19 protein-coding genes are annotated in these 26,020 nt (G+C 68.9%); 8 read left to right on the top strand and 11 right to left on the bottom strand.

Annotated features, from left to right (window positions below):
* Positions 1 to 269 precede the first annotated feature (269 nt).
* The 6 genes from secA to mtrA form a co-directional block, all read right to left on the bottom strand.
* Positions 270 to 3,086, bottom strand: a complete 2,817-nt coding sequence (gene secA, locus ACYVDN_RS01105) for a preprotein translocase subunit SecA (protein WP_460567602.1) — start codon at positions 3,084 to 3,086, stop codon at positions 270 to 272.
* 372 nt (positions 3,087 to 3,458) lie between these two features.
* On the bottom strand, positions 3,459 to 4,163 hold the full coding sequence (hpf, locus tag ACYVDN_RS01100) for a ribosome hibernation promotion factor (RefSeq protein WP_460567600.1): 705 nt from the start codon (positions 4,161 to 4,163) through the stop codon (positions 3,459 to 3,461).
* Between the two features lie 113 nt (positions 4,164 to 4,276).
* On the bottom strand, positions 4,277 to 5,062 hold the full coding sequence (locus tag ACYVDN_RS01095; protein WP_460567598.1) for a ComF family protein: 786 nt from the start codon (positions 5,060 to 5,062) through the stop codon (positions 4,277 to 4,279).
* A gap of 103 nt (positions 5,063 to 5,165) precedes the next feature.
* Positions 5,166 to 6,914: a GerMN domain-containing protein gene (locus ACYVDN_RS01090; protein ID WP_460567596.1), complete on the bottom strand. Its 1,749-nt coding sequence runs from the start codon at positions 6,912 to 6,914 to the stop codon at positions 5,166 to 5,168.
* Positions 6,911 to 8,752 (bottom strand): MtrAB system histidine kinase MtrB, encoded by a 1,842-nt coding sequence (gene mtrB, locus ACYVDN_RS01085; protein ID WP_460567594.1) that lies wholly within the window; start codon positions 8,750 to 8,752, stop codon positions 6,911 to 6,913. The genes ACYVDN_RS01090 and mtrB overlap by 4 nt, the downstream gene beginning before the upstream one ends.
* Before the next feature lie 17 nt (positions 8,753 to 8,769).
* Entirely contained in the window at positions 8,770 to 9,453 is a 684-nt protein-coding gene (gene mtrA / locus ACYVDN_RS01080; RefSeq protein ID WP_460567592.1) for an MtrAB system response regulator MtrA, read from the bottom strand.
* A 231-nt stretch (positions 9,454 to 9,684) separates the two neighbouring features.
* Here mtrA and ACYVDN_RS01075 point away from each other — a divergent pair, with 231 nt between their 5' ends.
* From ACYVDN_RS01075 to ACYVDN_RS01050, 6 genes are all read left to right on the top strand, one after another.
* Positions 9,685 to 11,004, top strand: a complete 1,320-nt coding sequence (locus tag ACYVDN_RS01075; RefSeq protein WP_460567590.1) for a hypothetical protein — start codon at positions 9,685 to 9,687, stop codon at positions 11,002 to 11,004.
* A 2-nt stretch (positions 11,005 to 11,006) separates the two neighbouring features.
* Positions 11,007 to 11,741, top strand: a complete 735-nt coding sequence (locus ACYVDN_RS01070) for a DUF4129 domain-containing protein (RefSeq protein WP_460567588.1) — start codon at positions 11,007 to 11,009, stop codon at positions 11,739 to 11,741.
* The gene (locus ACYVDN_RS01065) at positions 11,738 to 13,036 is read left to right on the top strand and encodes a DUF4350 domain-containing protein (RefSeq protein WP_460567586.1); all 1,299 of its coding nucleotides are present in this window, start codon (positions 11,738 to 11,740) and stop codon (positions 13,034 to 13,036) included. Before ACYVDN_RS01070 ends, ACYVDN_RS01065 begins: the two co-directional genes overlap by 4 nt.
* Before the next feature lie 56 nt (positions 13,037 to 13,092).
* Positions 13,093 to 14,070: an AAA family ATPase gene (locus ACYVDN_RS01060; protein ID WP_460572174.1), complete on the top strand. Its 978-nt coding sequence runs from the start codon at positions 13,093 to 13,095 to the stop codon at positions 14,068 to 14,070.
* Between the two features lie 10 nt (positions 14,071 to 14,080).
* A complete protein-coding gene (locus ACYVDN_RS01055; RefSeq protein ID WP_460567584.1) occupies positions 14,081 to 15,424 on the top strand; it encodes a DUF58 domain-containing protein in 1,344 nt (447 codons plus the stop codon).
* 358 nt (positions 15,425 to 15,782) lie between these two features.
* The gene (locus tag ACYVDN_RS01050; RefSeq protein WP_460567582.1) at positions 15,783 to 16,568 is read left to right on the top strand and encodes an MIP/aquaporin family protein; all 786 of its coding nucleotides are present in this window, start codon (positions 15,783 to 15,785) and stop codon (positions 16,566 to 16,568) included.
* A 111-nt stretch (positions 16,569 to 16,679) separates the two neighbouring features.
* Here ACYVDN_RS01050 and ACYVDN_RS01045 read toward each other — a convergent pair whose 3' ends face one another.
* Positions 16,680 to 17,675: a stage II sporulation protein M gene (locus ACYVDN_RS01045; protein ID WP_460567580.1), complete on the bottom strand. Its 996-nt coding sequence runs from the start codon at positions 17,673 to 17,675 to the stop codon at positions 16,680 to 16,682.
* A gap of 18 nt (positions 17,676 to 17,693) precedes the next feature.
* On the opposite strand from ACYVDN_RS01045, the gene ACYVDN_RS01040 reads away from it, so the two are divergent.
* A complete protein-coding gene (locus ACYVDN_RS01040; RefSeq protein WP_460567578.1) occupies positions 17,694 to 18,566 on the top strand; it encodes an RDD family protein in 873 nt (290 codons plus the stop codon).
* A 142-nt stretch (positions 18,567 to 18,708) separates the two neighbouring features.
* Here ACYVDN_RS01040 and ahcY read toward each other — a convergent pair whose 3' ends face one another.
* Complete coding sequence (gene ahcY / locus ACYVDN_RS01035; RefSeq protein WP_460567576.1) at positions 18,709 to 20,235, bottom strand: adenosylhomocysteinase; 1,527 nt, start codon at positions 20,233 to 20,235, stop codon at positions 18,709 to 18,711.
* A 90-nt stretch (positions 20,236 to 20,325) separates the two neighbouring features.
* Entirely contained in the window at positions 20,326 to 20,541 is a 216-nt protein-coding gene (locus ACYVDN_RS01030) for a DUF3499 family protein (RefSeq protein ID WP_460567574.1), read from the bottom strand.
* 182 nt (positions 20,542 to 20,723) lie between these two features.
* On the opposite strand from ACYVDN_RS01030, the gene ACYVDN_RS01025 reads away from it, so the two are divergent.
* Positions 20,724 to 21,161, top strand: coding sequence for a metallopeptidase family protein (locus ACYVDN_RS01025; protein ID WP_460567572.1), 438 nt, complete (start codon positions 20,724 to 20,726; stop codon positions 21,159 to 21,161).
* A gap of 48 nt (positions 21,162 to 21,209) precedes the next feature.
* Here the strand turns inward: ACYVDN_RS01025 and ACYVDN_RS01020 are convergent, their stop codons facing one another.
* Both ACYVDN_RS01020 and ACYVDN_RS01015 read right to left on the bottom strand, forming a co-directional pair.
* Positions 21,210 to 22,670, bottom strand: a complete 1,461-nt coding sequence (locus tag ACYVDN_RS01020; RefSeq protein ID WP_460567570.1) for a DUF5719 family protein — start codon at positions 22,668 to 22,670, stop codon at positions 21,210 to 21,212.
* Entirely contained in the window at positions 22,660 to 25,857 is a 3,198-nt protein-coding gene (locus ACYVDN_RS01015; RefSeq protein ID WP_460567568.1) for a glycosyltransferase family 2 protein, read from the bottom strand. Before ACYVDN_RS01015 ends, ACYVDN_RS01020 begins: the two co-directional genes overlap by 11 nt.
* Positions 25,858 to 26,020 lie beyond the last annotated feature (163 nt).

Genomic DNA, 26,020 nt, shown 5'->3' with positions numbered 1-26,020 from the left:
AGCCCGCTGGTCGAGCAGCACCGACCGTAGGTCGATGCGTATCGAGACCGAGCATCCTTCGGCGCGGGTCTCGATACGCGTGCCGCTTCGCGACGCGCTACTCGACCAGCGGGAACGTGCCGCTTCGCGACGCGCTACTCGACCAGCGGGAACGTGCCGCCTCACAACGGGCTACTCGATCAGGGGGACGTGCCGCTTCGCGACGCGCTACTCGAACCGGCGGAGGGTGCGGCAATGAGGTACCCCCGACGTCTTGCCTCGTCGTGGTGTCAGTGGCGACGGTTCTGGGCTCGACGCTCTGCGCGGTTCTGGGGCTCGGGAGCCCCGTCTGACCGCTGGCCGAAGGCACCGCGCTGGGCGGGCTGCTGCTGAGCCTGCTGCTGAGCGACCGCATCGTTCTGCGCCGCCAGCTGACGCTGGCGGGCGCGCTCGGCACGCTCCGTTGCGGCGCGTTCGACCTGACCCCGCTGGTTGCGCACCTCGACGCTGCCGTCGTCGCTGGGGGCGGAGTAGCTGAGCCGCTGCTGCTCGTTCGCGGCGGGCGCGAGGCCCTTCGCGTCGACCTCGGTGATCTCACCGGCCGCCTGGGTGACCTCGACCTCGAGATTGAACAGGAAGCCGACCGACTCTTCGCGGATGGCGCCCATCATCTGCTGGTACATCGAGAAGCCCTCGCGCTGGTACTCCACCAGCGGATCGCGCTGCGCCATCGCACGCAGCCCGATGCCGTCCTTCAGGTAGTCCATCTCGTAGAGGTGGTCGCGCCAGCGCCGGTCGATCACGGAGAGCACGACGCGACGCTCGAGCTCGCGCATCGCAGGGGAGCCCAACTGATCCTCACGACGCTCGTAGGCGAGGTGGGCATCCGACAAGATCTCCCGCTTCATGTACTCGCTGTTGACCCGGCCCTTGTTGCCCACCTCGGCGATGACCTCGTCGATGGTGACGCCGACGGGGTAGAGCAGCTTGAGGTCGGCCCAGAGCGCGTCGAAGTCCCAGTCATCCGCGTTCGACTCGGCGGTGTGCTGGTCGATGACCTCGGCGATGACGTCGTCGAGGAACTTCTGCACACGCTCGTGCAGGTCGTCGCCCTCGAGGATGTGCCTGCGGTCGCTGTAGATCGCCTCGCGCTGGCGGTTCAGCACGTCGTCGTACTTCAGCACGTTCTTGCGGATCTCGGCGTTGCGCGCCTCCACCTGCGACTGGGCGGAGCGGATGGCACGGCTCACTACCTTCGACTCGATCGCGAGATCGTCTGGCACGTTGCTGCGACCCATCAGGCTTTCCGCAGCACCCGCGTTGAAGAGGCGCATCAGGTCGTCGGTGAGTGAGAGGTAGAAGCGGCTCTCGCCAGGGTCGCCCTGGCGGCCGGAACGACCACGCAGCTGGTTGTCGATGCGGCGCGACTCGTGGCGCTCGGTTCCGAGCACGTAGAGGCCGCCGACATCGACGACCTTCTTGGCCTCTTTGTCGACGGTCTCCTTGACCTGCTCGAAGACGGCGTCCCACTCGGCCTCGTACTCCTCGGGGGTGTCGACGGGGCTGAGACCGCGCGCGTTCATCTCGGCGACGGCGATGAACTCGGCGTTTCCGCCGAGCATGATGTCGGTTCCACGACCGGCCATGTTGGTCGCGACGGTGACGGCGCCGAGGCGACCTGCCTGTGCGACGATCGCGGCCTCACGCGCGTGGTTCTTCGCGTTGAGAACCTCGTGGCGAACGCCCTTCTTGGCCAGCAGCCGAGAGAGGTACTCGCTCTTCTCGACGCTCGTCGTTCCGACCAGAACCGGCTGGCCCTTCTTGTTGCGCTCGACGATGTCTTCCGCAACCTGGTTGAACTTGGCCTCCTCGTTCTTGTAGACGAGGTCGGACTGGTCCTTGCGGATCATCGGCTTGTTCGTGGGGATCGGCACGACGCCGATCTTGTAGGTGGACATGAACTCGGCCGCTTCGGTCTCGGCGGTACCGGTCATGCCGGACAGCTTCTTGTAGAGACGGAAGTAGTTCTGCAGCGTGACGGTGGCGAGCGTCTGGTTCTCCGCCTTGACGGGGACGCCTTCCTTGGCCTCGATGGCCTGGTGGATGCCCTCGTTGTAGCGCCGACCGACCAGGATGCGCCCGGTGTGCTCATCCACGATCAGCACCTCGTCGTTCATCACGACGTAGTCCTTGTCGCGCTTGAACAGCGCGTTGGCCTTGATGGCGTTGTTCAGGAACGAGATGAGCGGGGTGTTGGCCGACTCGTAGAGGTTGTCGATGCCGAGGTAGTCCTCCACCTTGCCGATGCCGGACTCGAGCACGCCGACGGTGCGCTTCTTCTCGTCGACCTCGTAGTCCTCTTCGGGAACGAGGCGGGTGGCGAGGCGGGCGAACTCGTTGAACCAGCGATTCGCCTCACCGCTCGATGGACCCGAGATGATCAGCGGGGTTCGGGCCTCGTCGATGAGGATCGAGTCGACCTCGTCGACGATGGCGAAGAAGTGTCCGCGCTGCACCATGTCGGATGCCTGCCACGCCATGTTGTCGCGCAGGTAGTCGAAGCCGAACTCGTTGTTGGTGCCGTACGTGATGTCGGCCAGGTACTGCTCGCGGCGCTCGTCAGGGGTCTGGCCGGAGAGGATGACGCCCGTGGTCATGCCCAGCGCACGGAACACGCGCCCCATCAGCTCGCCCTGGTAGCTGGCGAGGTAGTCGTTCGTGGTGATGATATGCACACCACGGCTCGCGATGGCATTCAGGTAGGCGGCGGTCGTCGCGACGAGCGTCTTGCCTTCACCGGTCTTCATCTCGGCGATGTTGCCGAGGTGAAGGGCCGCGCCGCCCATGATCTGCACGTCGAAGTGCCGCATGCCCAGCGTGCGGACGGATGCCTCGCGCACCGCAGCGAACGCCTCCGGCAGCAGGTCGTCGAGCGACTCGCCGTTGCCGTAGCGCTCGCGCAACTCGGCGGTCTCGTTGCGCAGCTCCTCGTCACTGAGGCCCTGGAAGTCTTCCTCGAGCGCGTTCACAGCACGCGCATACGCTTCGAGCCGCTTGAGCGTGCGGCCCTCGCCGACACGCAGGACCCTTTCGAGAACTGAGGCCACTGATGCACTCCATCAAGGTTTGTGGGGATGCCCTTCAGGGCATCCGTCGTCCGGGCGGACGAGTGCCGGCCACGGGCCGACAACGTGACACATGTTACCGGGCCGTGACCTGTGTATGCCGGACGGCGCCTGAAGATGCGCTGGCCGTACTCCCGCGCCCACCGCGGGTTGAGGAGCACACGATGTCAGCCGCGCGCGTCTCGAAACCGGATGCCGAGGGGGCGGGTTTCGAGACGCGCGCCTTCGGCGAGCTCCTCAACCGGCGGTGAAGACGCTCCGCCTAGGCGGGGGCTGTGCCGCCGCCGGTCGCCACCGCGTGCCCGGCCGACTGCGGCGCGCCGGGCGGGGACCGGCGCGCCAAACAGCACAGCCTCAGCCGCGGCCGAGCTTGCGTGAGGCGGTCGCCACCTCCTGCAGTTCCTCCGCATCCTCGTCGAGCGAGATCACACCGTAGTCCCAGCCTTTGCGGCGGTAGACCACGGACGGACGGTTGGACTCCTCGTCGATGAACAGGTAGAAGTCGTGACCCACGAGCTCCATGTAGTACAGCGCGTCATCCACGGTCATCGGAACAGACGCGAAGACCTTCTTGCGGATGACGACCGGGCAGTACTCTTCTGCCTCCTCGTCCGTCGTCGCCGCTTCGCCGACGACGGGCACACCCCCCGTGCGCACTTGCTCGAGCACCGTGACGGGCGCCGGTGTGACATCCACCCTGCCGAGCCCGACCGTGGATGCCTCACGCACCGACGGCGGCCTGTGTTGTCCTCGATGGATCTTCCGACGATCTTTCGCGCGTCGCACGCGTTCGAGCATTCGCCCGATCGCCAAATCGAATGCCGCGTATTTGTCTGCGGCCGTGGCTTCGGCACGAACCACGGGACCGGGACCCACCAGGGTCAACTCCACCCGGTCATCGCCGTTCTGACCTCCGGACTTCTCGTTGTGCCGCGAGACCTTGATCTCCAGCGAGAGGGCCCGCTCAGCGAGCGAACCGATCTTGGCAGCCTTCTCCGTCGCATACTCCCGGAAGCGATCGGTGATGCCCACGCCGAGTCCGAAGATGTTGATGTCCATGGCGACCTCCAACTTCCGGTGCGGTCGTCGGCCTCACGGTAAGGGCGGCAGGACCGACACCGTTTCCCCTACCGTAGACCGGCTGAACATGGATGTCACCAGCCGTGCGCCGACTATTCGCCGGACGGTTGGCCGGAGGGGGTTGTGAACCCGATGTCCGTTCCGATTCTGCGCGGTGTACGCGCCGCAACGGCGGCCGAAAGCACCAGAGCACCCGCCTCCTCGAGCGCCCGTCGTGCTTCGGAAAGGGTGCTTCCCGTCGTGAGGATGTCGTCGACGATGATCACCCGCTCCCCCGCCACCCACCCGCGTGCCGTGAGCCACCCGACACGGTTCAGCCTGCGGTATTCGGCCGTGAGCCCCACCTGATCGGCAGCCTGTCGTCTGGAGCGCAGGGCGGGCTCGGCGTGCAGACCGCAGTGACGCAGAAGCAGGCCGACCGGCGAGTATCCCCGCTCACGGAGGGCCGCGCGCGACGACGGAATCGTGACGAGGTGCGCGGGGCCGCCCGCGGCGTCCCGCAGCGCGACATCGATTGCCGCGGATAACGAGGGCGCGAGTCGGGAGGCGGCATCGGTTCGTCCTCCGTCCTTGTAGGCGGCGAGCGCAGAACGTACGACGCCGTCGTACTCGTGCGCGTAGGCGACGCTGAGTCCGTTCAGATCGACGGTCTTCACCACGGGCTCGAGCGCCGTGACGCAGGACTCGCAGAGACCTCTGTCCGGTGCCCCGCAGCCGCTGCAGGTCGTCGGGGCGAGCACCGCGATGGCGTCGAGCAGGGCGGAGCGGAGCGCTGGTGGTATCGCGGCGTGTATGGGTCGGGTGGAAGCCGATGCGGCAGGCACAGAGGGGGCGGACGCGGAGTTTGCAGGCGTCTGACGGGCGAGGGTGAGCGGCATGCAGACATCCTGACCTCGACGCCACTTCGAGTTCGCCCGGTTCGGCCCTTCGGTGGAGTGATCCGTGTCGGGTCGCCCTGGGGACGACGAGACACAGACAGCTCTACTGCGGCTTGCCGAGCTGCTGGCCGACGAACTGCACGCCGTCGACACGTTGCTGCCATCCGGTGCCGCGAGGCCACTGCAGCGATCCGGCCGAGGTGAGCACCCAGTAATAGGGGCTCGCGCCCACCGGACCGAGGGATGCACCGCTGTTGGGTCCCGGCTCGAGGTCGTTCTCGCCCCCTACCGTCTGCACGTTGATCGTGCTGTCGGAGGCCGAGCCCATCGTGAGCGCGCCGAGCGAGAGGTCGTTCAGCCAGGAGAGCGAAGTCGCCTTGCCTCCGCTGACCGGTCCGAGGTTGACCGGCGTCGCCACGCTGTCCGGACGGCCGGTCGACGATCGCACCACCCCGGCGACCATGATGTCGGTCGAGCTGTCAGTGCGCACGAGCGCCGCGAGTCGGGTTCCGTCACGCGACATCGCCACGGCGATCAACGACCGCGCATCAGGCCACGCCACCGAGAGGTCGAATGCTGGTCCGCTGGGCCCGAGCACGACGAACTCCGACGGCTTCGACGAGGTGACGCTCCACGCGTATCCCTGGGGATCGAGCGTTGGTGCGATGAGGCCCGCTCGCGAGTCGAACGACACCGGTGAGTCGGCCGTCGACTTCACTACGAAGTTGGCGCGGCCGCCGAGCACCACCGCCGTGCGGTGATCGGCGGAGAGGGTCGCGGCACGCGGCCCGATGGATTCGACCTTGGGCGAGACATCCGGAATCTCGGTGACGCTCGTGCCGGAAAGCAAACCGAACTTGCCCGCCCGCTGCACTAGCGCGTTGGAGTCGACGGAGGGATTCTGGATGGGCGGGTTGGGCAACGGGCTCGGAGAGGGCAGCTGTGCGCCCTCGATCGAGATGCGCACGTCGGTGATCCCCGCCACCGAGGCCAGTGACTGGGAGAGCTGCAGCTCCATGCGCGCGAGCGTGGTGTCGCTCACGGAGCCCGCCGTGCTGTTCAGGTCAACGTTCGCCGCGCCATCGGTCACGGTGACGGAGTCCGAGGTGAGCTGGGCGCCCTGAGGGAACGCTGTGACGTAGGCGCCGCCGAGCCACGACGCAGGACCCAGCACGAGCTCTTTCACGACTCGCGTCTGCAGGGAGGCCGGCGAATCGGGGAACCACCGCTCATCAGGAACCAAGTAGGAGAAATCGGGGCTGAAGAAGTAGAGCGAATGCGGCGAGAACACGCTCGCGAAGCGAGAGCTGTCGATGATGACGCCGTTGGGCGCCTTCGAGATGCGCCACTCGCCCTTCTCCTTGACGAACGAGTACTGCTGCTGGATGCCCGTCGATGACTCGGCACGCCGGTAGGTGCCGTCGGCATCGACGAAAGCCGTCGGCACAACGGTCACGAGCTTCTGCGTCGCGCCGACGGTCTCGAAGTCGCGAGATCCCGTGTCGACCGTGACCGAGGCATCCGGGTTCCACTTGCTGCCGAAGCCAGGAGTGAGGAACTCGCGTGCGACCGCATAGTCGCCTTGCGGAGAGACTGCGGCCTGGATGAACCCGGTAAGGATCTGGTCCTGCGTCGCGCCGTCTTGCGGACTGCTCGGCAGAAAGTCGACCTGACCGAGGCCGGCGTTCTGCGAGCCGAGGGTGCCGACCTCTTTCACGGAACTGGTCTGCGGAATCTGAGCACATCCCGCGAGGATCGCGAGCACGGCAATCGCAGCGATGGATGTCAGGCCTCGCCCGCCCATCCGCCCGGCGCGCGACCCGGCGACCTTCGCTCCTCTTCCGAACCTCATCGCGACGACACCGTCCCCTCGCGTCCCTCTGTCTTGCGGCTCTCTGTCGTGCGGCTCCCCGTGCTCCGTCCCTCTGCGCCGCGTCCGTCGCCCGTGTCGCGGCGATCCTGCGGACGGCGCCCGCGGCCGCCCTCTCTGCGCTCACGTCCCTTCTCCCCACGATCCTTCGATCCGCGCGAACGCACGTCCGACGGGAGCGGCACTCGCCGCCGGCCGCTGTGCTCGTGGCCGATGGGGTGGCCGTCGTCGTCGACCGGGGCATCCTGCGGGGGCAGCGGGACCGGCGAGGTGAGAATCGGCTCCCCCGGCGTTCTCGGCAGCGTGAGACGGAAGCTCGAGCCCTTCCCAGGACTCGACCAGACGTCGAGCCAGCCGTCGTGCTGCGTCGCATCCTCGAGCGAGATCGCGAGCCCGAGCCCGGTGCCGCCGATGGTGCGCTTGCGCGACGGATCGGCACGCCAGAAGCGGTCGAACACGTGGTCGACCTCGTTCTCGTTCATCCCGAGTCCGTAGTCGCGCACCGCAAGCGCGACGGCCGTCTCATTGCTGTCGACCATGACCACGACGGGATGTCCCTCGCCGTGTTCGATCGCGTTGCCCAGCAGGTTGCGCAGCACCCTCCGCACCCGGCGCGCATCCATGTCGACCTCGAAGTAACCGCCCGGCGCCTCAAGGCGCAGCTCCGATCCCTTCGTCGCGGCGAGAGGACCCATGTCTTCGACGGCGTCCTCAGCCAGCCGCGTCAGGTTGGTCGGTTCGAGCTCGAGCACGACGGACCCGGCGTCGTACCTGCTGATTTCGAGCAGGTCGGAGAGCAGGGTGTCGAAGCGGTCGATCTGCGCGTGCAGCAGCTCGGCCGTGCGGGCCGTCGCGGGCGGGAAATCCTCGCGTTGGTCGTAGATGACATCGCCTGCAAGGCGGATGGTGGTGAGCGGCGTGCGCAACTCGTGCGAGACGTCGCTCACGAATCGCTGCTGCAGCTGCGAGAGCGTGGCGAGCTGGGTGATCTGCCGCTGAAGACCGTCCGCCATGCCGTTGAAGGAGCGGGCCAAGGTCGCGAACGCGTCTTCATTGGCGATCGGCATGCGCACCTCCAGATCGCCCTCGGCCAGGCGTCGGCTCGTCTGGGCCGCGATGCGGATCGGGTTCACAACGAGGCGCACCACCAGCACGGTGATCGCGGCGATCAGGAGCAGCAGTGCCAACCCCGTGACCAGCAGTGTGCGCTGAACGAACAGCAGGGTCTGTTCGGAGTCCGAAAGGTCGTAACCGATGTAGAGCTCGTAGCGCCCGGCTGTCGCCAGCTGCAGCTGTGACCCGACGACGATGCCGGGGGTCGTCCCGCCGTCGCCCGCCGGGAGTCCGACGGATTGAGCGAAGAGAGCGTGCGGCGACGACTGCACCGCCTTGCGCAGGGACGACGAGATGACGTTGTTGCCGGAGCCGAAGGTGGAGACGCCGACTGGAGCCGCGGGGTCGATGCCCTGCCCGGGGACGCGGAACGACGCGACAAGGCCGGTGGTCGTCGAGTTCTTCACGTCGCCGAAGACCTGGAGGAAGAGGTTGTCGATCGCCTCGGGGTCGGTGGCGTCGGACGCGTCGAGCTTCTTCTGGGCATCCGTCGTCGCACGTGCCGCGTCGTGGTAGGCCTGGTCGAGACGCGACTGGTACAGGTCGCCTGCAATGACGAACGTCACGACGAGGCCGGCGATGAGCACGGCCGCCCCGGTGAGCGCCACCGTGAAGAGCACCGTGCGGAACTGCAACGACGTTCGCCACAGGTGCACGAGGCGGCCGGGCCATTGCCGCCACCGCCGCCAGTCGACACCCAGGAACATCGGGGGGACGGCTTCCGTCAAGGCGTGGTGCCCGCGCGGTAGCCGACGCCGCGCACGGTCATCACGATCTTCGGGTTGTCGGGGTCGTCTTCAACCTTCGCCCGCAACCGCTGCACGTGAACGTTGACGAGCCTGGTGTCTGCCTTGTAGTGGTAGCCCCACACCTGCTCGAGCAGCATCTCCCTGGTGAAGACCTGCTGCGGCTTGGCCGCCAGGGCGATCAGCAGATCGAACTCCAGCGGCGTCAGGTTGATGCGCTCGTCCGCCCTCCGAACCTCGTGTGCCGCCACGTCGATCTCGAGGTCGCCGACCCGCAGAGTGTCGGCGGCCGGTGACGACGCCGCTGGCCGCAGCCGGGTGCGGATGCGGGCGACGAGCTCTTTGGGGTTGAACGGCTTCACCATGTAGTCGTCGGCGCCCGATTCGAGCCCCTTGACGACATCCGCCGTGTCGGACTTGGCGGTGAGCATGATGATCGGGATGCCCGACTCGGTACGGATGCGCGCGCACACCTCGATGCCGTCCATGCCCGGAAGCATCAGGTCGAGCAGGATCAGGTCCGGCTTGCTCGCGTGGAACGCGTCGATGGCGATCGCTCCGTCGGCGCAGAAGCTCGGTTCGAATCCCTCTGTGCGCAACACGATGCCGATCATCTCGGCGAGCGCGGTGTCATCGTCGACGACCAGGATGCGTGCACTCATGACTGTTCGGGTCCTGATTCTTCTTCAACGCCCACGGCAGACGACCGCGCGGGCGAGATCATGGCACAAGAGTAGCCGACCGTCTTGTGAGGGCCCCGCGGAGGCGCACCGGCGTGTGGGCAGCAGGTGAGCGGGTTGTGTCAGGATGGAGCGGACCCGGACGTCTGCGCCGAAGGAGCCCTTGCCGGCGTCGATGATCTGCGTCGAAGATCCCATCAGCGGAAGGCAGCGGTGAGCGACAACCTCGGCCAGGACGGCGACTCTCAGCCGGGCGCCAAGGCGGGCGGCTCGACGCAGTGGACGGCACCGGAGTCGTGGGCGCCGCCGACCCCGCAGCCTCCCGCATGGCCGCAGCAGACGTGGCAGCAGCCAGCGTGGCAGCAGCCCGCCTGGCAGGTCCCCGGCTGGCAGCAGCCCGCCTGGCAGGTCCCCGGCCAGGCTCCCGGCGGGTGGCAACAGCCCGGCGGCTGGACCCCTCCTCCGAAGCCCGGGCTCTTCCCGCTCCGCCCTCTGCCCTTCGGCACCCTGCTCGGCACCCCGTTCAGGGTGCTGCGGCACAACCCGCGGGCGACGGTCGGCGGGTCGCTGATCGTGCAGCTCATCACGACGGTGCTGAGCGTCGTGCTGGTGGGTGCGACGACGGTGTTCGCCGCCACCCGCATCTCGGCTTCCGAGGGTTCGGCGACGAGCGCATCGCAGGCCATCCTGGCCGGCAGCATCGCGCTCCTGATCGCGGCGTTCCTGCTCACGATCGTCGTCTCGCTGGTCGGCACGGCACTGGTGCAGGGACTCGTCGCCTCAGAGGTGTCACACGGCGCGCTCGGCGAGAAGCTCACCCTGCGCGGGCTGTGGCGTGCGACGAGAGGCAGCCGATGGCGGCTGATCGGCTGGACGGTGCTGCTCGCGGCCGCGGTGACGGCATCCATCGCGCTCGTCGTCGTGGCAGCCATCGCGTCGTCGCTGGCCGGCTCGGTGCTCGTCACCGTTCTGTTCTCGGTGCTCGCCGGGTTCGCCCTGATCGCGCTCTGGGTGTGGCTCGGCACGAAGACGGCGCTCACTCCGAGCGTGATCGTCGTGGAGCGGGTCGGCGTCTGGACGGGCGTTGCGCGCTCGTGGCGGCTGACCGATCGATCGTTCTGGCGCACGTTCGGCACGCTCGTGCTCGTCGCGCTGATCTGCTCGGCCGCGAGCTTCGTCATCAGCATTCCGCTGGAAGTGATCTTCATGATCGTGATCGCGGTGATCGACCCGACAGGCTCGTTCCAGTCCCAGGCGTCGATCATCGTCACGATCGTCTACTACGGGGTCACTCTGCTGGTGAGCATCCTCGTCGGCTCGATCACGTCCGTGATCGAATCGGCCGCCGCCACCACCGTCTACCTCGATCTGCGGATGCGCCACGAGGGCCTCGACTCCGATCTGCAGCGCGCCGTCGAGGACCGCGCGGCTGGCAGGCAGGACAGCGCGGACCCGTTCGCCACGCCCCGGCAGGACTTCGGCCGGCCGACGGGGCAGTCGGCATGGACCGGCCAGTACCGGGGAGCCCCGTGACGGTGACCACGGCACTGACCCGCGTGCTGGCCGACACGCCGCCGCTGGACCCCGATGGGCCGACGGCGCAACGCTGGCTGCGACACGAACTCGCAAAGCCCGAGTACCAGGCCGCGAAGCCCACCTGGTTCGACCGGCTGGCGCAGCAGGTCGCCGAGTGGTTCGGATCCCTCGGGTTTCAGCCTGGAAGCGGCGCCGGTTGGGTGATCGCCGCCGTCGGCATTTCCATCGCCGCAGCGCTGATCATCGGCGCATTCGTGATCTTCGGCCTGCCGCGTCTGCGCAGAAGGCAGCCGGCACCCGTCGTCTTCGAGGCAGACGATCCGCGTGGCGCCGAGCAGTTGCGAAGGGACGCAACGGCTGCCGCACACGATGGACGATACGACCCAGCGGTGCTCGACCTCTTCCGTGCTATCGCGCGATCGCTGGCCGATCGCACCATCGTGCTCGTGCTCCCAGGCACGACGGCGCAGGAGGTGTCGGCGCTCGCGTCCGCCGCGCTCCCCGAGTTCGCGGCGAGGCTGCATTCCGCGGCGCTGCTCTTCGACGGGGTTCGCTATCTAGGCCGACACGGCGACGCAGACGCGTACGCCGGCCTGAAGACGTTGGATGACGACCTGCGATCCGCCCGCCCCCGATTCGGTGCTTCGGACGGCTCGCCCTACGACGCGTCCGAGGTTGCGAGCGGCATGGATGCCGGCTCGTACGCTCCGCTCGGATCGGGCCCGACCCGGTGACCACCACAGCGCCTCCGGTGCCGCTGACGAGCACCCCGCGGCAGAGCCTGCGCAGGGCACGCGGCTGGCTGGTACTCGTCGCGGTGCTCGTCGTCGGCGCTGCCATCACTCTTGCGGTGCAACTGTCGCTCGCGACCTCATCCTCCGATCCGATGGGCGCGAACAACCCGGCGCCGCAGGGCGGTCAGGCGCTCGCGCGCGTGCTCGCCCAGCACGGCGTCGAGGTGAAGACGGCCAGCACCCTGAAGGAGGCGGAACGAACGACATCCGCTCGCGATGACACAGCGGTGCTGCTCTCGGACCCCAACGGGCTGCTGGACACCGACCAGCTGCAGGAGGTGCTCGCCCAGGGTTCGGATGTCGTCGTCATCGGCCCGAACTTCACGGCGCTCTCAGCGATGGCACCCGACATCCACGAGGCAGGCAAGGCGACCGTGTCGTCCTCGCAACGCCCGTCGTGCACCCTGGTCGTCGCCCAGAACGCCGGCCGCATTTCCGGGGTGCGCGACGCATACCGCGCGACCGGGAACGCCACACCGTGCTTCCGGGTGGGTTCGGCGTACGCGATGGCGCAGACCATCAACGACGACGATTCGGTCACCGTCGTCGGTTCGCAGCTGTTCGACAACGAGCACATCGGGCAGGCGGGCAACGCGGCGCTGGCGATCGGGCTGCTGGGCGGCGACCGTACGCTCGTCTGGTATCTGCCGACGGAGGCGGATGTGCAGGCATCCGGTCCGCCGACGCTCGCCCAGATCACCCCGCAGTGGCTCACGCCCGCGATTCTGCTGCTGATCGCCGTCGTCGTCGCTGCCGCGGTGTGGAGCGGACGCCGATTCGGCCCGCTCGTGATCGAGGACCTCCCCGTCGTGGTGCATGCCGGGGAGACGATGCAGGGCAGGGCCAGGCTCTATCGCCGGGCCAAGGCGAGGACGCACGCGCTCGACGCTCTGCGCATCGGCACGCTGCAACGGGTCGGGGCGCTGTGCGGGCTGCCGGCGGCGGCGCACGTCGACCAGATCGTCACCGCCGCGGCCGCGCTCACGGGACGGCCTGTGCAGGAGGTGCGCGACCTGCTGCTCGACGCGATGCCGGGAACGGATGCCGAACTGGTTGCGGCATCGCGCGGACTGCACGACCTGGAAAACGATGTGCGGAGGGCCGTGGCGGGAGCGAGACCAAGCGGCAGCGCCGCAGCGTCGCCGGCACGCGGCCCGGCAGCCCAGGACTCGATGACGCAGGACTCAGCGACCCAGGACTCAGCGACACGAAGAAGAAGGAGTCGACAGCGATGACCGATCCGAGCAGTTCTGCGCAGCCGGGTGGCCGGCCGGCGGACGCGCCGACGACCATGGTGCCCCAGGCGGGAGGCGCGCCCGGCGCCGGCGACCGCGAGGCGTTCCGGCAGGTGCGTGCGGAGGTGGCGAAGGCCGTCGTCGGCCAGGACGACGCGGTGGCCGGGCTGCTCGTCGCGCTGCTCACGGGCGGCCACGCGCTGCTCGAGGGTGTGCCCGGCGTGGCGAAGACGCTCCTCGTGCGGTCGCTGAGCGCGGCGCTGTCGCTGGACACCAAGCGCGTGCAGTTCACGCCGGACCTGATGCCGGGCGACGTCACCGGATCCGTGGTGTACGACGCCCGAACTGCTGCTTTCGTCTTCCGGAACGGGCCGGTGTTCACGAACATCCTTCTCGCCGACGAGATCAACCGCACCCCGCCGAAGACGCAGGCCGCTCTTCTGGAGGCGATGGAGGAACGGCAGGTGAGCGCCGACGGCGAGACCATGCGTCTGCCTGACCCGTTCCTGGTCGCGGCGACGCAGAATCCGATCGAGTACGAGGGCACCTACACCCTGCCCGAGGCGCAGCTCGACCGCTTCCTGCTCAAGATCGTGCTCGACATACCGGGCCGCGACGCGGAGTTCGAGGTGCTGCGAAGGCACTCGGCGGGGTTCGACCCACGGGCGCTGGAGGCTGCAGGCATCCGCCCGGTGCTGGATGCCGCCGGCATCCTTCGCGCCCGCGAGCAGGTTCGTGCGGTGGGTGCCGGACCGGACATCCTCGCCTACATCGTCGACCTGGCGCGCGCCACCAGACAGAGTCCCTCCGTGCGGCTCGGCGTCAGCCCGCGCGGTGCGACGGCGCTGCTCGCCGCGGCGAAGGCGCACGCCTGGCTCGGCGGATACGACGCGATCACACCCGATCACGTGCAGGCCATGGTGCACCCGGCATGGCGGCACCGACTGCAGCTGCAGCCCGAGGCGGAGCTGGAGGGAGTGTCGGCCGACGGCATTCTTCGCTCCGTGCTGCAGCAGGTGCAGGTTCCGCTCTAGGGCGCACGGGTTGGCCATCAGCGGGCGCTTCGTCGCCCTCCTCGCAGTCGGTCTCGTGCCGGTCGTCGTGTTCGGCGACACGGGCGCCGGGGCGTACCTCGCCATGGTGTGCTGGCTGGTCTTCGTGTGCGCGCTCGGTGTCATCGACCTGGTTGCGGCATCCTCTCCGCGTGCCGTGCTCGTGCAGCGGATGCTCCCGTCCCGCGTTCGGCTCGGCGAGACCGTTCCGGCGTCGGTCGTGCTCACCAACGCGGGTCGTCGAAGGCTGCGCGGCACATTGCGCGATGCGTGGCAACCTTCCGCCGGTGCGAGCCGATCCCGGTTGCCCGTCGACGTGCCGCCCGGCGAACGCAGGATGCTCACTCTCGCCCTCACCCCGAGTCGTCGCGGCACCCGCCGCACTGGATTCGTGGTGATCCGTTCGACGGGCCCACTCGGGCTCTGGTCACGTCAGGCCGCGCTCGACGCACCGGGAGAGCTCAAGGTGCTCCCGCCGTTCACGGCGAGACGGCACCTGCCGTCCCGCCTGGCGCGCCTGCGTGAGCTGGATGGCTCCACGTCCGTGATGGTGCGCGGTCAGGGCACGGAGTTCGACTCACTGCGCGAGTACGTGGCGGGCGACGACGTGCGGTCGATCGACTGGCGGGCGACGGCGAGGCACTCCGCGTCGGCGCACGACGGCGCAGGTCGCATGGGCGCAGGCATCATGGTGCGCACCTGGCGCCCGGAGCGCGACCGACGTGTCGTGATCGTCATCGACACCGGTCGCACGTCGGCCGCCCGCATCGCCGACGAGCCCCGCATCGACACCGGATTCGAGAGTGCGCTCCTTCTTGCGGCTCTCGCTGATCGCGCAGGGGATCGCATCGACGCGATCGCGTTCGACCGCCGCGTGCGTGCCAGGGTCGTCGGCGCGAAGGGCGCAGACCTGCTCTCGCGCCTCGTGACCTCGCTCGCCGATGTGCAGCCACAGTTGATCGAGACGGACTGGTCAGCGGTGCCTGCTCAGGTGCGCGCGATCACCCATCGCCGAGCGCTCGTCGTACTGCTCACAGATGCCTCGACACCCGGCTCGTCGGCCGGCCTGCTCGCGGCGCTCCCTCAGCTCACGCGGTCGCACACCGTGGTCGTCGCCACCGTGACCGACCCAGAGGTGGTGGAGGCGACGCGCCGACGCGCGGATGCCGGCTCGGTGTACACAGCCGCGGCCGCCGAGCGCACACTGCTGGACTCAGCCAGGGTGGCCGGGGCGATCCGTCAGCTCGGCGCAGACGTCGTCACCGCGCCACCGGCCGAGCTGCCGCCTGCGCTGGCCGACAGGTACATCGCGCTGAAGGCATCCGGCCGCCTCTGACCTGCCCTCTTCCCGAGCGGCCGTCCCTGACCCGCCCTCTTCCCCAGCGGCCGTCCCTGACCCGCCCTCTTCCCCAGCGGCCGCCCCTCCGGCCGACGCCTGCGCCCGACGCCTGCGCATAACTCCTGCAATTCCGGGCCGGACGCCCCCCGACACGGCGTGTCGTGGCCTCCCGACAGAATCTGCAGGAGTTATGCACCGCGGGCGGGGACAACCGGCCGTCGGGATGGGGGCATCCGCGACATGCTGGGAAATCGCCTGGACCGAACCTGGGAAATACCTTAGCGTCGCAGGTAGGCGCGGGCCGTGCATCAGGGTGCGGAATTCGTCCCGCGGATCATCCGAAAAGGAAGTGAAGATGTCTGAGTCAACTCCCGCGGCGGCCTCGCCTGTGGCCACCGTCTCGCCGTCTCTCGGCGCCCGTCTCGCGGCGGAGGCCTTCGGGACATTCCTGCTGGTCTTCGCAGTCGTCGGCACGGCGATCTACGCAGCAGGATTCCACGCGGGCAAGGGCGGACTGAACGTCGGTTTCCTCGGCGTGGCCCTCGCTCTCGGCCTCTCGGTCGTCATCGGCGCATATGCGTTCGGTCCGGTCTCCGGCGGCCACTTCAACCCGGCGGTCACGCTGGGCCTCGCCACAGCAGGACGCTTCGCCTGGCGCGACGTGATCGGCTACATCATCGCGCAGCTGGTCGGTGGGATCGTGGCGTCGAGCATCCTGCTCTGGATCCTGTCTGGCGCGCCGGGCGCGAAGGGCAACTTCCTGACCGTGCAGTTCCAGGGAGCATCGACCGGATACGGCACGCTCTCGCCGGGCGGATACGGCATCTGGTCGGTCATCGTCGTCGAGATCGTGACGACCGCGCTCTTCCTGTACATCATCCTCGGCGTCACGCACATCCGCGCAGCCGCCGGGTTCGCCCCGCTCGCCATCGGCCTCACGCTGACCGTCGTCGCCCTGATCGCCATCCCGGTCTCGAACGGCTCGTTCAACCCGGCCCGTGCTCTGGCCACGGCGATCTACGGTGGACCGGTAGCGATCGGTCAGGTGTGGGTGACGATCCTCGCCCCCATCGTCGGTGCGCTGATCGCCGGTCTCACCAGCCGCTTCCTGTTCGACGGCACCACCAAGGCCGTTCAGTAATTCCCGCTGGTCGAGTAGCGCCCGCGTAGTGCACGCGTATCGAGTCCTCGGACTAGCCGGGTCTCGATACGGGTGCACCCGTGGTACGCGCTACTCGACCAGCGAGTAAGTTCAGCCGGCGACCAGTCGTCGGGCGCCGGCATCCGACTCCGCCAGGTCGCCCGTCGCCCCGGCCTGTACCGCACGACGCCCCACCACAAGCATGTAGACCAGGAACGCCGCGAGGGCCACCGCACCGATCGCGACCTTCACCCACACCGGCAGCCCGGACGGCGTGACGAATCCCTCGATCAGGCCGGACACGAAGAGGCTGATCGCCACGCCCACCGCGATGGCGAACAAGGCCCTGCCCTCCTCCGCGAGCGCCTGCCCACGAGTGCGGGCTCCCGGCGCGATCCACGCCCAGAAGATGCGCAGCCCGGCAGCAGCAGCGACGAACAGCGACGTGAGCTCGAGCAGACCGTGCGGAAGGATGTACGAGAACATCACGTCAGCACGCCCGTAGTGCACGAAGATGCCGGCAGCCACGCCGAGGTTCGCCGCGTTCTGGATCAGGATGTACGGCACGTACACGCCGAGGATGCCCGTCGCGATGCTCTGCGCCGCCAACCAGGCGTTGTTCGTCCAGACCTGCCCCGCGAACGATGCTGCCGGATTGTTCGAGTAATAGTCGATGAACTGATGGTTGAGGTACTGCTTGAGCTCGGCGTCGCTGCCGACCGCGGCCAACGCTCGCGGATCGGCGACCAGCCACCACGCCGCAAGGGATGCCACGACGATGGTTGCTACCGCCACCCCGAGGGCGACCCAGCGCACACGGTACAGCGCCGCGGGCAGCGACACGGCGAAGAACCGCGCAACCATGCCGGCCGCCCCTGCCGAGGATCCGGTGAAGCGCAGTCGAGCGGATGACAGCGCTGTCGCGAGCCGATCCGTGTAGGCGCTGTCACCGTCGGCCGCGCTCAGCACGGAGAGCTGCGTCGACGCCGACTGGTACCCGGAGATGAGCTCATCCGAGGCATCGCCGTCGAGCCGCCTGCTCTTCGCGAGCGCGGCCAGCCGGTCCCACTCGGCGCTGTGGGCGGCTGCGTAGGCGTCGGCATCCATTCTGATTAGATGGTAGCCATGGCGGGCGAGGTCGCGGGCGGCACCCGGTTCGTCGATACGACGCTGGCGCAGTACGGCGATGCCGATCGGCAGTTCACGGGCGAGGCCGTGTCGCTGGATGCTCGACCGGCGACCTTCGTGCTGCGCGCCGCGGGCCTCGTCATCGACGTGGCTGTGATCTACTCTGTGCTCGCCCTGGTGATCTGGGGCATCTCGGCGGCCGCTCACAGCCTCGACCCCGCTGCGATCGCCTCGCTGCAGGTCGCCGCCGTCGTGCTCATGTTCGTCGTCGTGCCGATGCTCATCGAGGCGCTCAGTCACGGCCGCAGCCTCGGCAAGCTCGCCATCGGAGCGCGCATCGTTCGCGACGACGGCGGCAGCACGCAGTTGCGCCACACGTTCGTGCGCTCGCTGGTCGGCGCTGTCGAGATCTACCTCACGTTCGGCGGCATCGCGGCGATCGCCGGGCTGCTCAGCCCGCGCTCGAAGCGCCTCGGCGACCTTCTCGCCGGAACGTACTCGCAACTCCAGCGGATGCCGGCGGCACCACGACCCGGCCTGGAATCGCCGCCGCACCTGGCCGGCTGGGCGCAGATCGCCGATGTCGCAACCCTGCCGCCGTCGCTCTCCCGCCGCATCGCCGAGTTCCTCAGGCACTCCGAAACGCTGACCCCGGATGCCCGCGCTCGCGTCTCGACAGACCTCGCACGCGAGGCATCGGCCTACGTCTCTCCCCTGCCGAACACAGACGCGTTCTCATTCCTGGTGGCGGTCGCCGCCGAGCGCAGAGACCGCGAGTACGCAGCACTGATGGGCGAGCGAGCGCGCTTGGACTCTGTTCAGGGCGCCCTCACCGCGCTCCCGCCGGGATTCCCGCGGCGGACCCCGTAGTCGCCTGCCGCTGGTCGAGTAGTCGCCTATCGCAGGTCGAGTAGTCGCCTATCGCAGGTCGACGCGTATCGAGACCGCTGAAATGGGTCTCGATACGCGTGCCGCTGGCGCCGCGCTACTCGACCAGCGGAGTGCCTAAGGCCTAATAACGGTACTGGTCCGACTTGTAGGGGCCGTCAGGGTCGACGCCGATGTAGGCGGCCTGCTCGGACGTGAGGCGAGTGAGCTCGACGCCGAGGGCATCCAGGTGCAGCCTCGCGACCTTCTCATCGAGCACCTTGGGCAGCGTGTAGACACCGATCGGGTACGCCTCGGTGTTCGTGTGCAGCTCCATCTGACCGAGCACCTGGTTCGTGAACGAGTTGCTCATCACGAACGACGGGTGTCCCGTGGCGTTGCCCAGGTTCATCAGGCGTCCCTCGCTGAGCACGAGCACGCTGCGTCCGTTCGGCAGCCGCCACTCGTGCACCTGCGGCTTGATCTCCACCTTCTCTGCGCCGTCGAGCGCTTCGAGCGCCGCCATGTCGATCTCGTTGTCGAAGTGACCGACGTTGGCCACGATCGCCAGGTGCTTGAGACCGAGAAGGTGCTCCAGCCGCACGACGTTCTTGTTGCCCGTGCCCGTGATGAGGATGTCCACCTCGCCGATCACCGACTCCAGACGCGCGACCTGGAAGCCGTCCATCGCGGCCTGCAACGCGTTGATCGGGTCGACCTCGCTCACGATGACGCGGGCGCCCTGGCCGCGAAGCGCCTCCGCCGCACCCTTGCCCACGTCGCCGTAGCCGGCCACGAACGCCACCTTGCCGCCGATCAGAACGTCGGTGGCCCGGTTGAGCCCGTCGACGAGCGAGTGACGGATGCCGTACTTGTTGTCGAACTTCGACTTGGTGACCGAGTCGTTCACGTTGATCGCGGGGAACCGCAGCAGGCCGTCGCGCTCCAGCTCGTACAGCCGGTGTGCGCCGGTGGTGGTCTCCTCGGTGACGCCGGTGATGCCGTCGGCGACCAGTGTCCAGCGGTCGGACGACTCGGCGAGCGAGGAGCGGAGCAGGTCGAGGATGACCCGATACTCGTGCGAATCGCCCGGGCCGTCATCCGCCACGGCACCCTCGCCCTCGAACCGGGCGCCCAGGTGCACGAGCAGTGTCGCATCGCCACCGTCGTCCAGGATGAGGTTCGGCCCCGTGAAGTCGGCGTCGGATGCCCCTGCCTGACGATCGGCTCCGGCCTCTGCGCTCCAGTCGAAGATGCGGGAGGTGCACCACCAGTACTCCTCCAGCGTCTCGCCCTTCCAGGCGAACACCGGGACGCCCTGCGGCCGCTCCGGCGTGCCGTTCGGACCCACGACGACCGCGGCAGCCGCTTCGTCTTGTGTCGAGAAGATGTTGCAGCTCGCCCACCGCACGCGTGCACCGAGCGCCACCAACGTCTCGATCAGTACGGCGGTCTGCACGGTCATGTGCAGCGAGCCGGCGATGCGCGCACCCGCAAGCGGCTGCGACTCGCCGAACTCGGCACGCAACGCCATCAGGCCGGGCATCTCGTGCTCGGCAAGCCGCAGCTGGTGCCGCCCCGACTCGGCGAGCGCGAGGTCGCGCACCCGGTACTCGAACTCGCGCGTGCCTGCCTGGCTCGCGCCGGCGGGCGCGGTGGAGAGAGAGGTCATGCGTCCATTCTCGCAGGCGACTCCATCGGTGTTACGACCGTCATGGCCACGGCCCGGCCGGCGTTCGGACGGCTCGCCGGGAGCCGCGAGTCAGTCGAGGGTGCCCCCGACCACGTGGTGACGCACCACCTGCCATCCCTGCGGTGCCGAGAGACGGTCAGCGTGGATCGCACAGAGGTCGTAGGTGTGCGGCTCGTGCGCGATCGACAAGGGACCGAGCACCACCATCGAGTCCGCGTAGTCGTACGTGAGAGTGGCCACGGCTTCACGGGAGCACGCGACCTTGGAGCACGATCTGGCCGTCATCAGTGCACCAGATTACTCGGCGCCACCGACGTCGGCGCGCTGGCCACGCGTCCGCACGCGAGACTGCACGCCCACGCCGTAGCAGCGGGCGCCGCCCGCGGTCTCGGGGCAGCGGTGCAGTCTCGCGAGAACAGTCTGCGCCGACGCTCCACCCCCGCGACGTCGCCCCTAGGATGACTGACATGCCTCGATCCCGGCCCGTTCGCTACGCCAGTCCCGTGCGGCGCTCGAACCGGCACGGCCGGGGTGCACGAGGCCCCGTCACCGGCCCCCATCTGCCACTCCTGCAGGACCGCATCGACGTGTTCGAGATGACCGTCGCGTCGACGGCGGACTTCCTCAAGGGCATCTGGCCCGAACAGCTGTCGAGCATGCGCGTGCAGATCGCAGCAGCCCCGTCATCCGCGCTCGGTCCCGACGAGGTGGAGCGGTGGGGGGTGGATCCCGTGAACAACGCGATCATCCTGTACCGGGTGCCGATCGAGCGTCTCGCCAAGCTGCACCGTGACGACGACCTGCACCGCAAGATGCTCGTGGAGAGCTGCGTGTTCCGCGCGGTCGCCGAGCTGCTCGGCAAGGACCCGTGGGATCTGGCGCCCGGCCGCTTCGGACACTACTGACCGGTCATCCGGCCTGCTGGCGCCGACCGACTACCTCGGGTCCGCCGATCACCTCGGGTAGACGGTGATCGGTTGCGCGAGCGGCCCCGGAGGGTTCAGGGCGTAGGACGATGACGCGCCGTCCGCAGTCAGGCTGATTGATGCCCGCAGACCACTCGTCCCCTGCAGCGTGTACGTCGACTCGCCGGCCACCGACGCCGAGACGGATGACCCGGCCGACACCTTCACCGACTTCGATGCCGAACCGTCCCTTGCGAGCGTCACCGTTGCCGCTGCTCCGGTCTCGTTGTCGAGGTGCAACGTCGGGGATCCACCGGACGCCACCGCCAGCAGCGTCGTCTTCTGCAGCGGCGACGAGGCGACGAACCAGGCGAAGTCCTGCGTGGCGGCCTCGGCCTGCGCCGTCGCCGACTCCCCCTTCGACGGCGCACCGAGGGCGTCGACTGTACGTGCGGCCGCGACGAGCGGGGCATCCGCCTTGACCTGGACTGTGTACGAGCCGTCGATGATGTGGTCGAACGTGACCTCGCGCACCGTGCCGCCCTGCAGGGTTGCCTGGGTGGTCGCGACGATCTTGCCTCCCGACTCGGAGGTGGCCGTCACTGTCGCGTGCACGGTGGACGTGCCGGGTGCCAGCAGCCGCACCGACGGCAGAAGGCTCGACCCGCCGTCAGAGCCGCTGTTCAGACGCGACGTGTTCGCGACGACCATGCCAGGGATGACCAGGTTCTGCGACGGCGACGCGGTCGGTCCCACGAGCTCGACCCCCTGGGGGGCCAGCCCCTGCACCGCGCTCTGCTGCAGCGACGGGTACACGCTGCCGCCCGTCGCCTGCACGTGCACGACGGAGGCCTGCGCGTTCGGCACGATGCCCGCGAGCGGTACGACGAGCTGCGACCCGGCTCGGACGACGATGCCGCGCGCCGCGGGCGCCTGTGCAACGCCCGCTTCGGTATACACGGTGAGGTCGACGGTCGCCTGCACCGCAGAGGGGTTGCTCAGCATCACGAGGCTCGAGGCGCCGAGGGTCGTCGCACCGGCGACCAGCCAGCTGTCCGAGTCGGCCTCACCGCACGCGGCGGCGGCGAGTCCCGCGATGTCGGACTGGGATGCCTCCTGGGACTGCGCGCCCGCGATGAGCGGCCGAACCTTGGTGCCTGACGTCTGCGTGCTGATCAACTGAGGGGCACTGGAGCCCCCGCCCTGCACACTGGGGGTCGCAAGATCCTTGCTCTGGATGGCCGTGGACGCCACAGTCGTCGTGGTCGGCGACCCGAACGAGGAGAGAGACGACGCGCTGGTCAGGTCCGCCTGATCGAGGAGGCCCCCTGGGCAGACGCGCTGCTGGTCGGCGGGAACCGGCGTGACCGTGCGCCCGGGCGGGATGACGTGCACCTGCGGCAGTGGAAGCAGGGCGGCCGCGGCGAGGGCGATGACGGCGACTCCTGTGCCGATGACGCCGGCGAGGATGCGCGCCCCGCCGCGGGCGATCGAACGCTTACTCGGCATGCTGATCGCCCTCCTCGGTCTTCGAGCCGGACTGCAGTGCCTCTGCTCGCGGCTGGGTCGGCCAGTGGGCATCGTCGGTGCGCACGACGGGACCCGTGTCCTCGGTCGGCGCTTCCTCGGTTGTCGCTCCCTCGGTAGGCGCATCCTCGCTCTGGATGTCGGCGCCAGCGGCTTCCTCGGTGCTCGGCTTCCCCGTGCTCGACTCCTCTGCGCTCGAGTCGTCCGGGCTCGGCTCCTCGGCGTCCGAGCCCTCGGTGCTCGAGTCCTCGGTGCTCGAGTCCTCGGCGCTCGAGTCCTCCGACTTTTCGTCAGGAGGTGCGCCATCCTTCTCGGCCTCGGCGCGCTTCCTCCTGCGTCGTGACGCGGCGCCGGGTGGCGAGGTGAGCTCCTCGGCGGTCGGACGGCCCAGCGTTCCGAGCTCGGTGCGCCCGGTCGGCAGCGCGAGCAGAAGTGTCACCCCGAACACCACGCCGAGCAGGATCAGGTCGACCACGCGCTGCCATCCGCCGGCATCCGCCGGAATGGGCACGCTGGTCGTCTGCTTCGGCACGCTCCACAGCATCGAGTCGTCCGTCGAGGCGACCTGCGTCAGAAGGGCGTTGGCGTCGAGCGCCGTCTCGGCCCGCGACTGGGTCGCCGAGGCGCGCGAGGTTCCCTCCCCCGCCGTGGTCTGCAACAGCACGAACGAGACGCCGAAGTGCTTCAGCAGCACGGAGTCGTCCATGCCGCTGATCGACGCGAGGTTGCCGGCGAGCGTCGCGAGCTGCTTCTCCTGGCCGCTGAGAACCCTCGTCGTCGAACTCAGCGTGCTCTGGTCATCGAGCGTCACCCCCGTGCCGTGCACCAGTTGAGCCGCGAGCGTTCCATTGGACTGCGGCGTGAGCTGGAGCGTGCCGGTGCGCGGGTCGGTCTGCGCCTTCGCGGTGACGTAGGCGGGGAGCGTCGTACCCGGTCCGGCGGTGATGGCCGAAGTCTGAAGCGGCACCGCGATCGCCAACGGTGCAACGGCGACCGCGATGAGCACGATCGTGACGGTCGCCGGGATGATGGCGAACCGTCCGAGGGCGACCAGCGCCATGGTCGCCGCAGCGATGAGTCCGAGCCAGAAGAGGCTCAGCGCGCTTCCCGTCCAGAGCGGGACGGGGGACGCGCCGGAAGTCGCGAACGACACCTGGGCGGCGAGCACCGCCGTCGCGAATCCGAGCAGGGCGCCGACGAGGCACAGGGTGGCTCGGATCGTGCCACGCAGGAAGAGTGCGAGGAGCGCGAGGATGGCGAGGGGCGCCACCAGAATCGGCACGATGATCGACGGCACCGTGCCGGGCATCCCGAACTGCGCTGCGATGGTCTGCCATCCGCCGAGGGCCGAATCGGGGAAACCGAGCGCGATGTGCAGCGGATGAGCCATCGGGCCGGGCAGCGGAACGCCGGGGTCGGCGAAGACCGCGAGCGGGGTGCCGCGCATGGTCTGCTGCCACACCAGGGGGCCGAACAGCACGAGGGTCGGAATGGGGATGCACAGCACGCGCCCTACGCCGCGACCGCTGAGAGCCGCAGCGACGATCCATGCCACGGCGAGTGCGGGAGCAAGTAGCGGCGAGCACGCGACGATGACAGCAGCGAGCAGGGCCGTGGTCGCCGCCGCAGCCCAGGAGCGCTTCGCTGCCGTGCCCGCGAAGAACAGCCAGGGCAGCAGCAGGTGCACGATCACTGCGGCAGGCCGGCCCTCCTGCAGGGCCGCGAACAGCATGGGCGCGAGTGCCCAGACGATGGCGAACGTCGCGCGGAGCACCGCCCGGTGGGTGAGCCGCGTTGCGAGGAACCAGCCGCCGAGAGCCGCCAGCGGCAGCGCAGCGAACCAGAGCAGCTCGAGCGAGAACGACGGCTGCCAGAATGTGAGCGAGCCGAGCACGGCGAGCACCGCGCCGAACGGATCGGCAGCTCCGACGAATCCGATGCCGATGTTGCGCCAGCCGTAGCCGACATTCGACCAGAGCGTTCCGATGTCGCTCAGCGGGAGAAGACCCCCGCCGCTGATCTGCGACGACCCGAGCAGCGGCGCGAACAGCGCGATGCTCATCAGCGCCATCGCCAGCACGACCCAAGCGCCGCCACCGCTGAAGAAGTTGACCTCCCGGCGTTCGCCGTGCATGCGAACGAGGCTCGCCTCGCGCTTCTGCGCGCGGGCACGCCGCACCTCGACGTGAGGGATGCGCAGTGGCGCGATCGCGCTCCACTTGACGGTGCGAACCCGTTTGATGGCCGATCGCGCCTGGCCGACGCGGCTCCCGCCGAACGCCGTGGAGAAGGCCGCGGCGAGCTCGCCCCCGATGGCACCCGGCTGCTTGCCGATCAAGAAGCCGATCGATCGGATGACCGCGAGGGGCACAAGAGAGAGCCAGTGGAACACCAGCGAAATGGCCGCTGCATATGCCATACGCCGGTGCAACTGCGCGGCGCGCTTGTGACGGTGCTGGCGTCGCCTCTGGCGTCCCTTCGGCGACCGCTTCGGGCCGCTGACGCCGTCGCCCGCCGAGGCGACCCGCGAGGCGGGAACGATGACGACCCTGTGTCCCGCCAGACGCGCCCGAACGCACAGGTCGAGCCCGTCGTCGAACACCGGGAGCCCCGGATCGAAGCCGCCGAGCGACTCCCAGACGTTCTGCCGGATCAGCATGCCTGCCGCTGGCACGGCGAGCATGTCGCTCGTGCGGTCGTGCTGTGCCTGGTCGAGCTCGTCCTCGACGACGGCGACAGTGGTGCCGTACGGGGTCATCGAAAGCCCGAGCTCACGGATCACCGAGCCGTCGTCCCAGTCGACGTGTTTGGGCCCTGCAACGGCGACGGACGGCGAGACCGCGACGGTGTCCATGAGGCGCGCGAGGGCCTCCGGCTCGGGCGCGGTGTCCTGGCCGAGGAACCACAACCAGTCGTCGTCGGATGTCGCGGGCGGAACGACGCGGGCCGCGACGCCCAGCGCGGTTCCGTACGGAAGCTTCTCGGTGGACGCCAGCAGGTGGTCCGGCGAGGCCTCGGCGGCGACCGCGGTGGTCTTCTCGTCCGATGCGACGCCGATCACGATGAGCGAGTCGACAGGACGGGACTGCGCTGCGACGGCATCCAGGCTGCGTCTGAGGTGCTCGGGGTCGCGGTGTGCGACGAGGATCGCGGTGACTGTCGGAGGCATCGCGGCAAGCCTAGGCAGGAGCGCGCCCAATACCGGGTACCAGGGTCGCGTGCTCCCCGAATTGGTGCAGGAGCAACTCAGTGAACGACGCGCGACCGTAGGCTCAACGACGGCGAAACTCGCGAGCTGCAGCCCGAAACCCTGCAGCTCGCGACCGTTCGAC

The sequence above is a fragment of the Humibacter soli genome, from assembly GCF_054779035.1.
The sequence above is the reverse complement of the archived record's forward strand: the minus strand, read 5'-3'. Positions and strand labels throughout refer to the sequence as shown.

Coding starts and splice junctions, on each gene's coding strand:
- ACYVDN_RS01040 (WP_460567578.1), top strand. CDS start 17,694: ATGGCGGGCGAGGTCGCGGGCGGCACCCGGTTCGTCGATACGACGCTG.
- ACYVDN_RS01030 (WP_460567574.1), bottom strand. CDS start 20,541: ATGACGGCCAGATCGTGCTCCAAGGTCGCGTGCTCCCGTGAAGCCGTG.
- ACYVDN_RS01025 (WP_460567572.1), top strand. CDS start 20,724: ATGCCTCGATCCCGGCCCGTTCGCTACGCCAGTCCCGTGCGGCGCTCG.
- ACYVDN_RS01060 (WP_460572174.1), top strand. CDS start 13,093: ATGGTGCCCCAGGCGGGAGGCGCGCCCGGCGCCGGCGACCGCGAGGCG.
- mtrB (WP_460567594.1), bottom strand. CDS start 8,752: ATGTTCCTGGGTGTCGACTGGCGGCGGTGGCGGCAATGGCCCGGCCGC.
- hpf (WP_460567600.1), bottom strand. CDS start 4,163: ATGGACATCAACATCTTCGGACTCGGCGTGGGCATCACCGATCGCTTC.
- ACYVDN_RS01020 (WP_460567570.1), bottom strand. CDS start 22,670: ATGCCGAGTAAGCGTTCGATCGCCCGCGGCGGGGCGCGCATCCTCGCC.
- ACYVDN_RS01090 (WP_460567596.1), bottom strand. CDS start 6,914: ATGAGGTTCGGAAGAGGAGCGAAGGTCGCCGGGTCGCGCGCCGGGCGG.
- ACYVDN_RS01095 (WP_460567598.1), bottom strand. CDS start 5,062: ATGCCGCTCACCCTCGCCCGTCAGACGCCTGCAAACTCCGCGTCCGCC.
- ACYVDN_RS01015 (WP_460567568.1), bottom strand. CDS start 25,857: ATGCCTCCGACAGTCACCGCGATCCTCGTCGCACACCGCGACCCCGAG.
- ACYVDN_RS01045 (WP_460567580.1), bottom strand. CDS start 17,675: ATGGATGCCGACGCCTACGCAGCCGCCCACAGCGCCGAGTGGGACCGG.
- ACYVDN_RS01050 (WP_460567582.1), top strand. CDS start 15,783: ATGTCTGAGTCAACTCCCGCGGCGGCCTCGCCTGTGGCCACCGTCTCG.
- ahcY (WP_460567576.1), bottom strand. CDS start 20,235: ATGACCTCTCTCTCCACCGCGCCCGCCGGCGCGAGCCAGGCAGGCACG.
- mtrA (WP_460567592.1), bottom strand. CDS start 9,453: ATGAGTGCACGCATCCTGGTCGTCGACGATGACACCGCGCTCGCCGAG.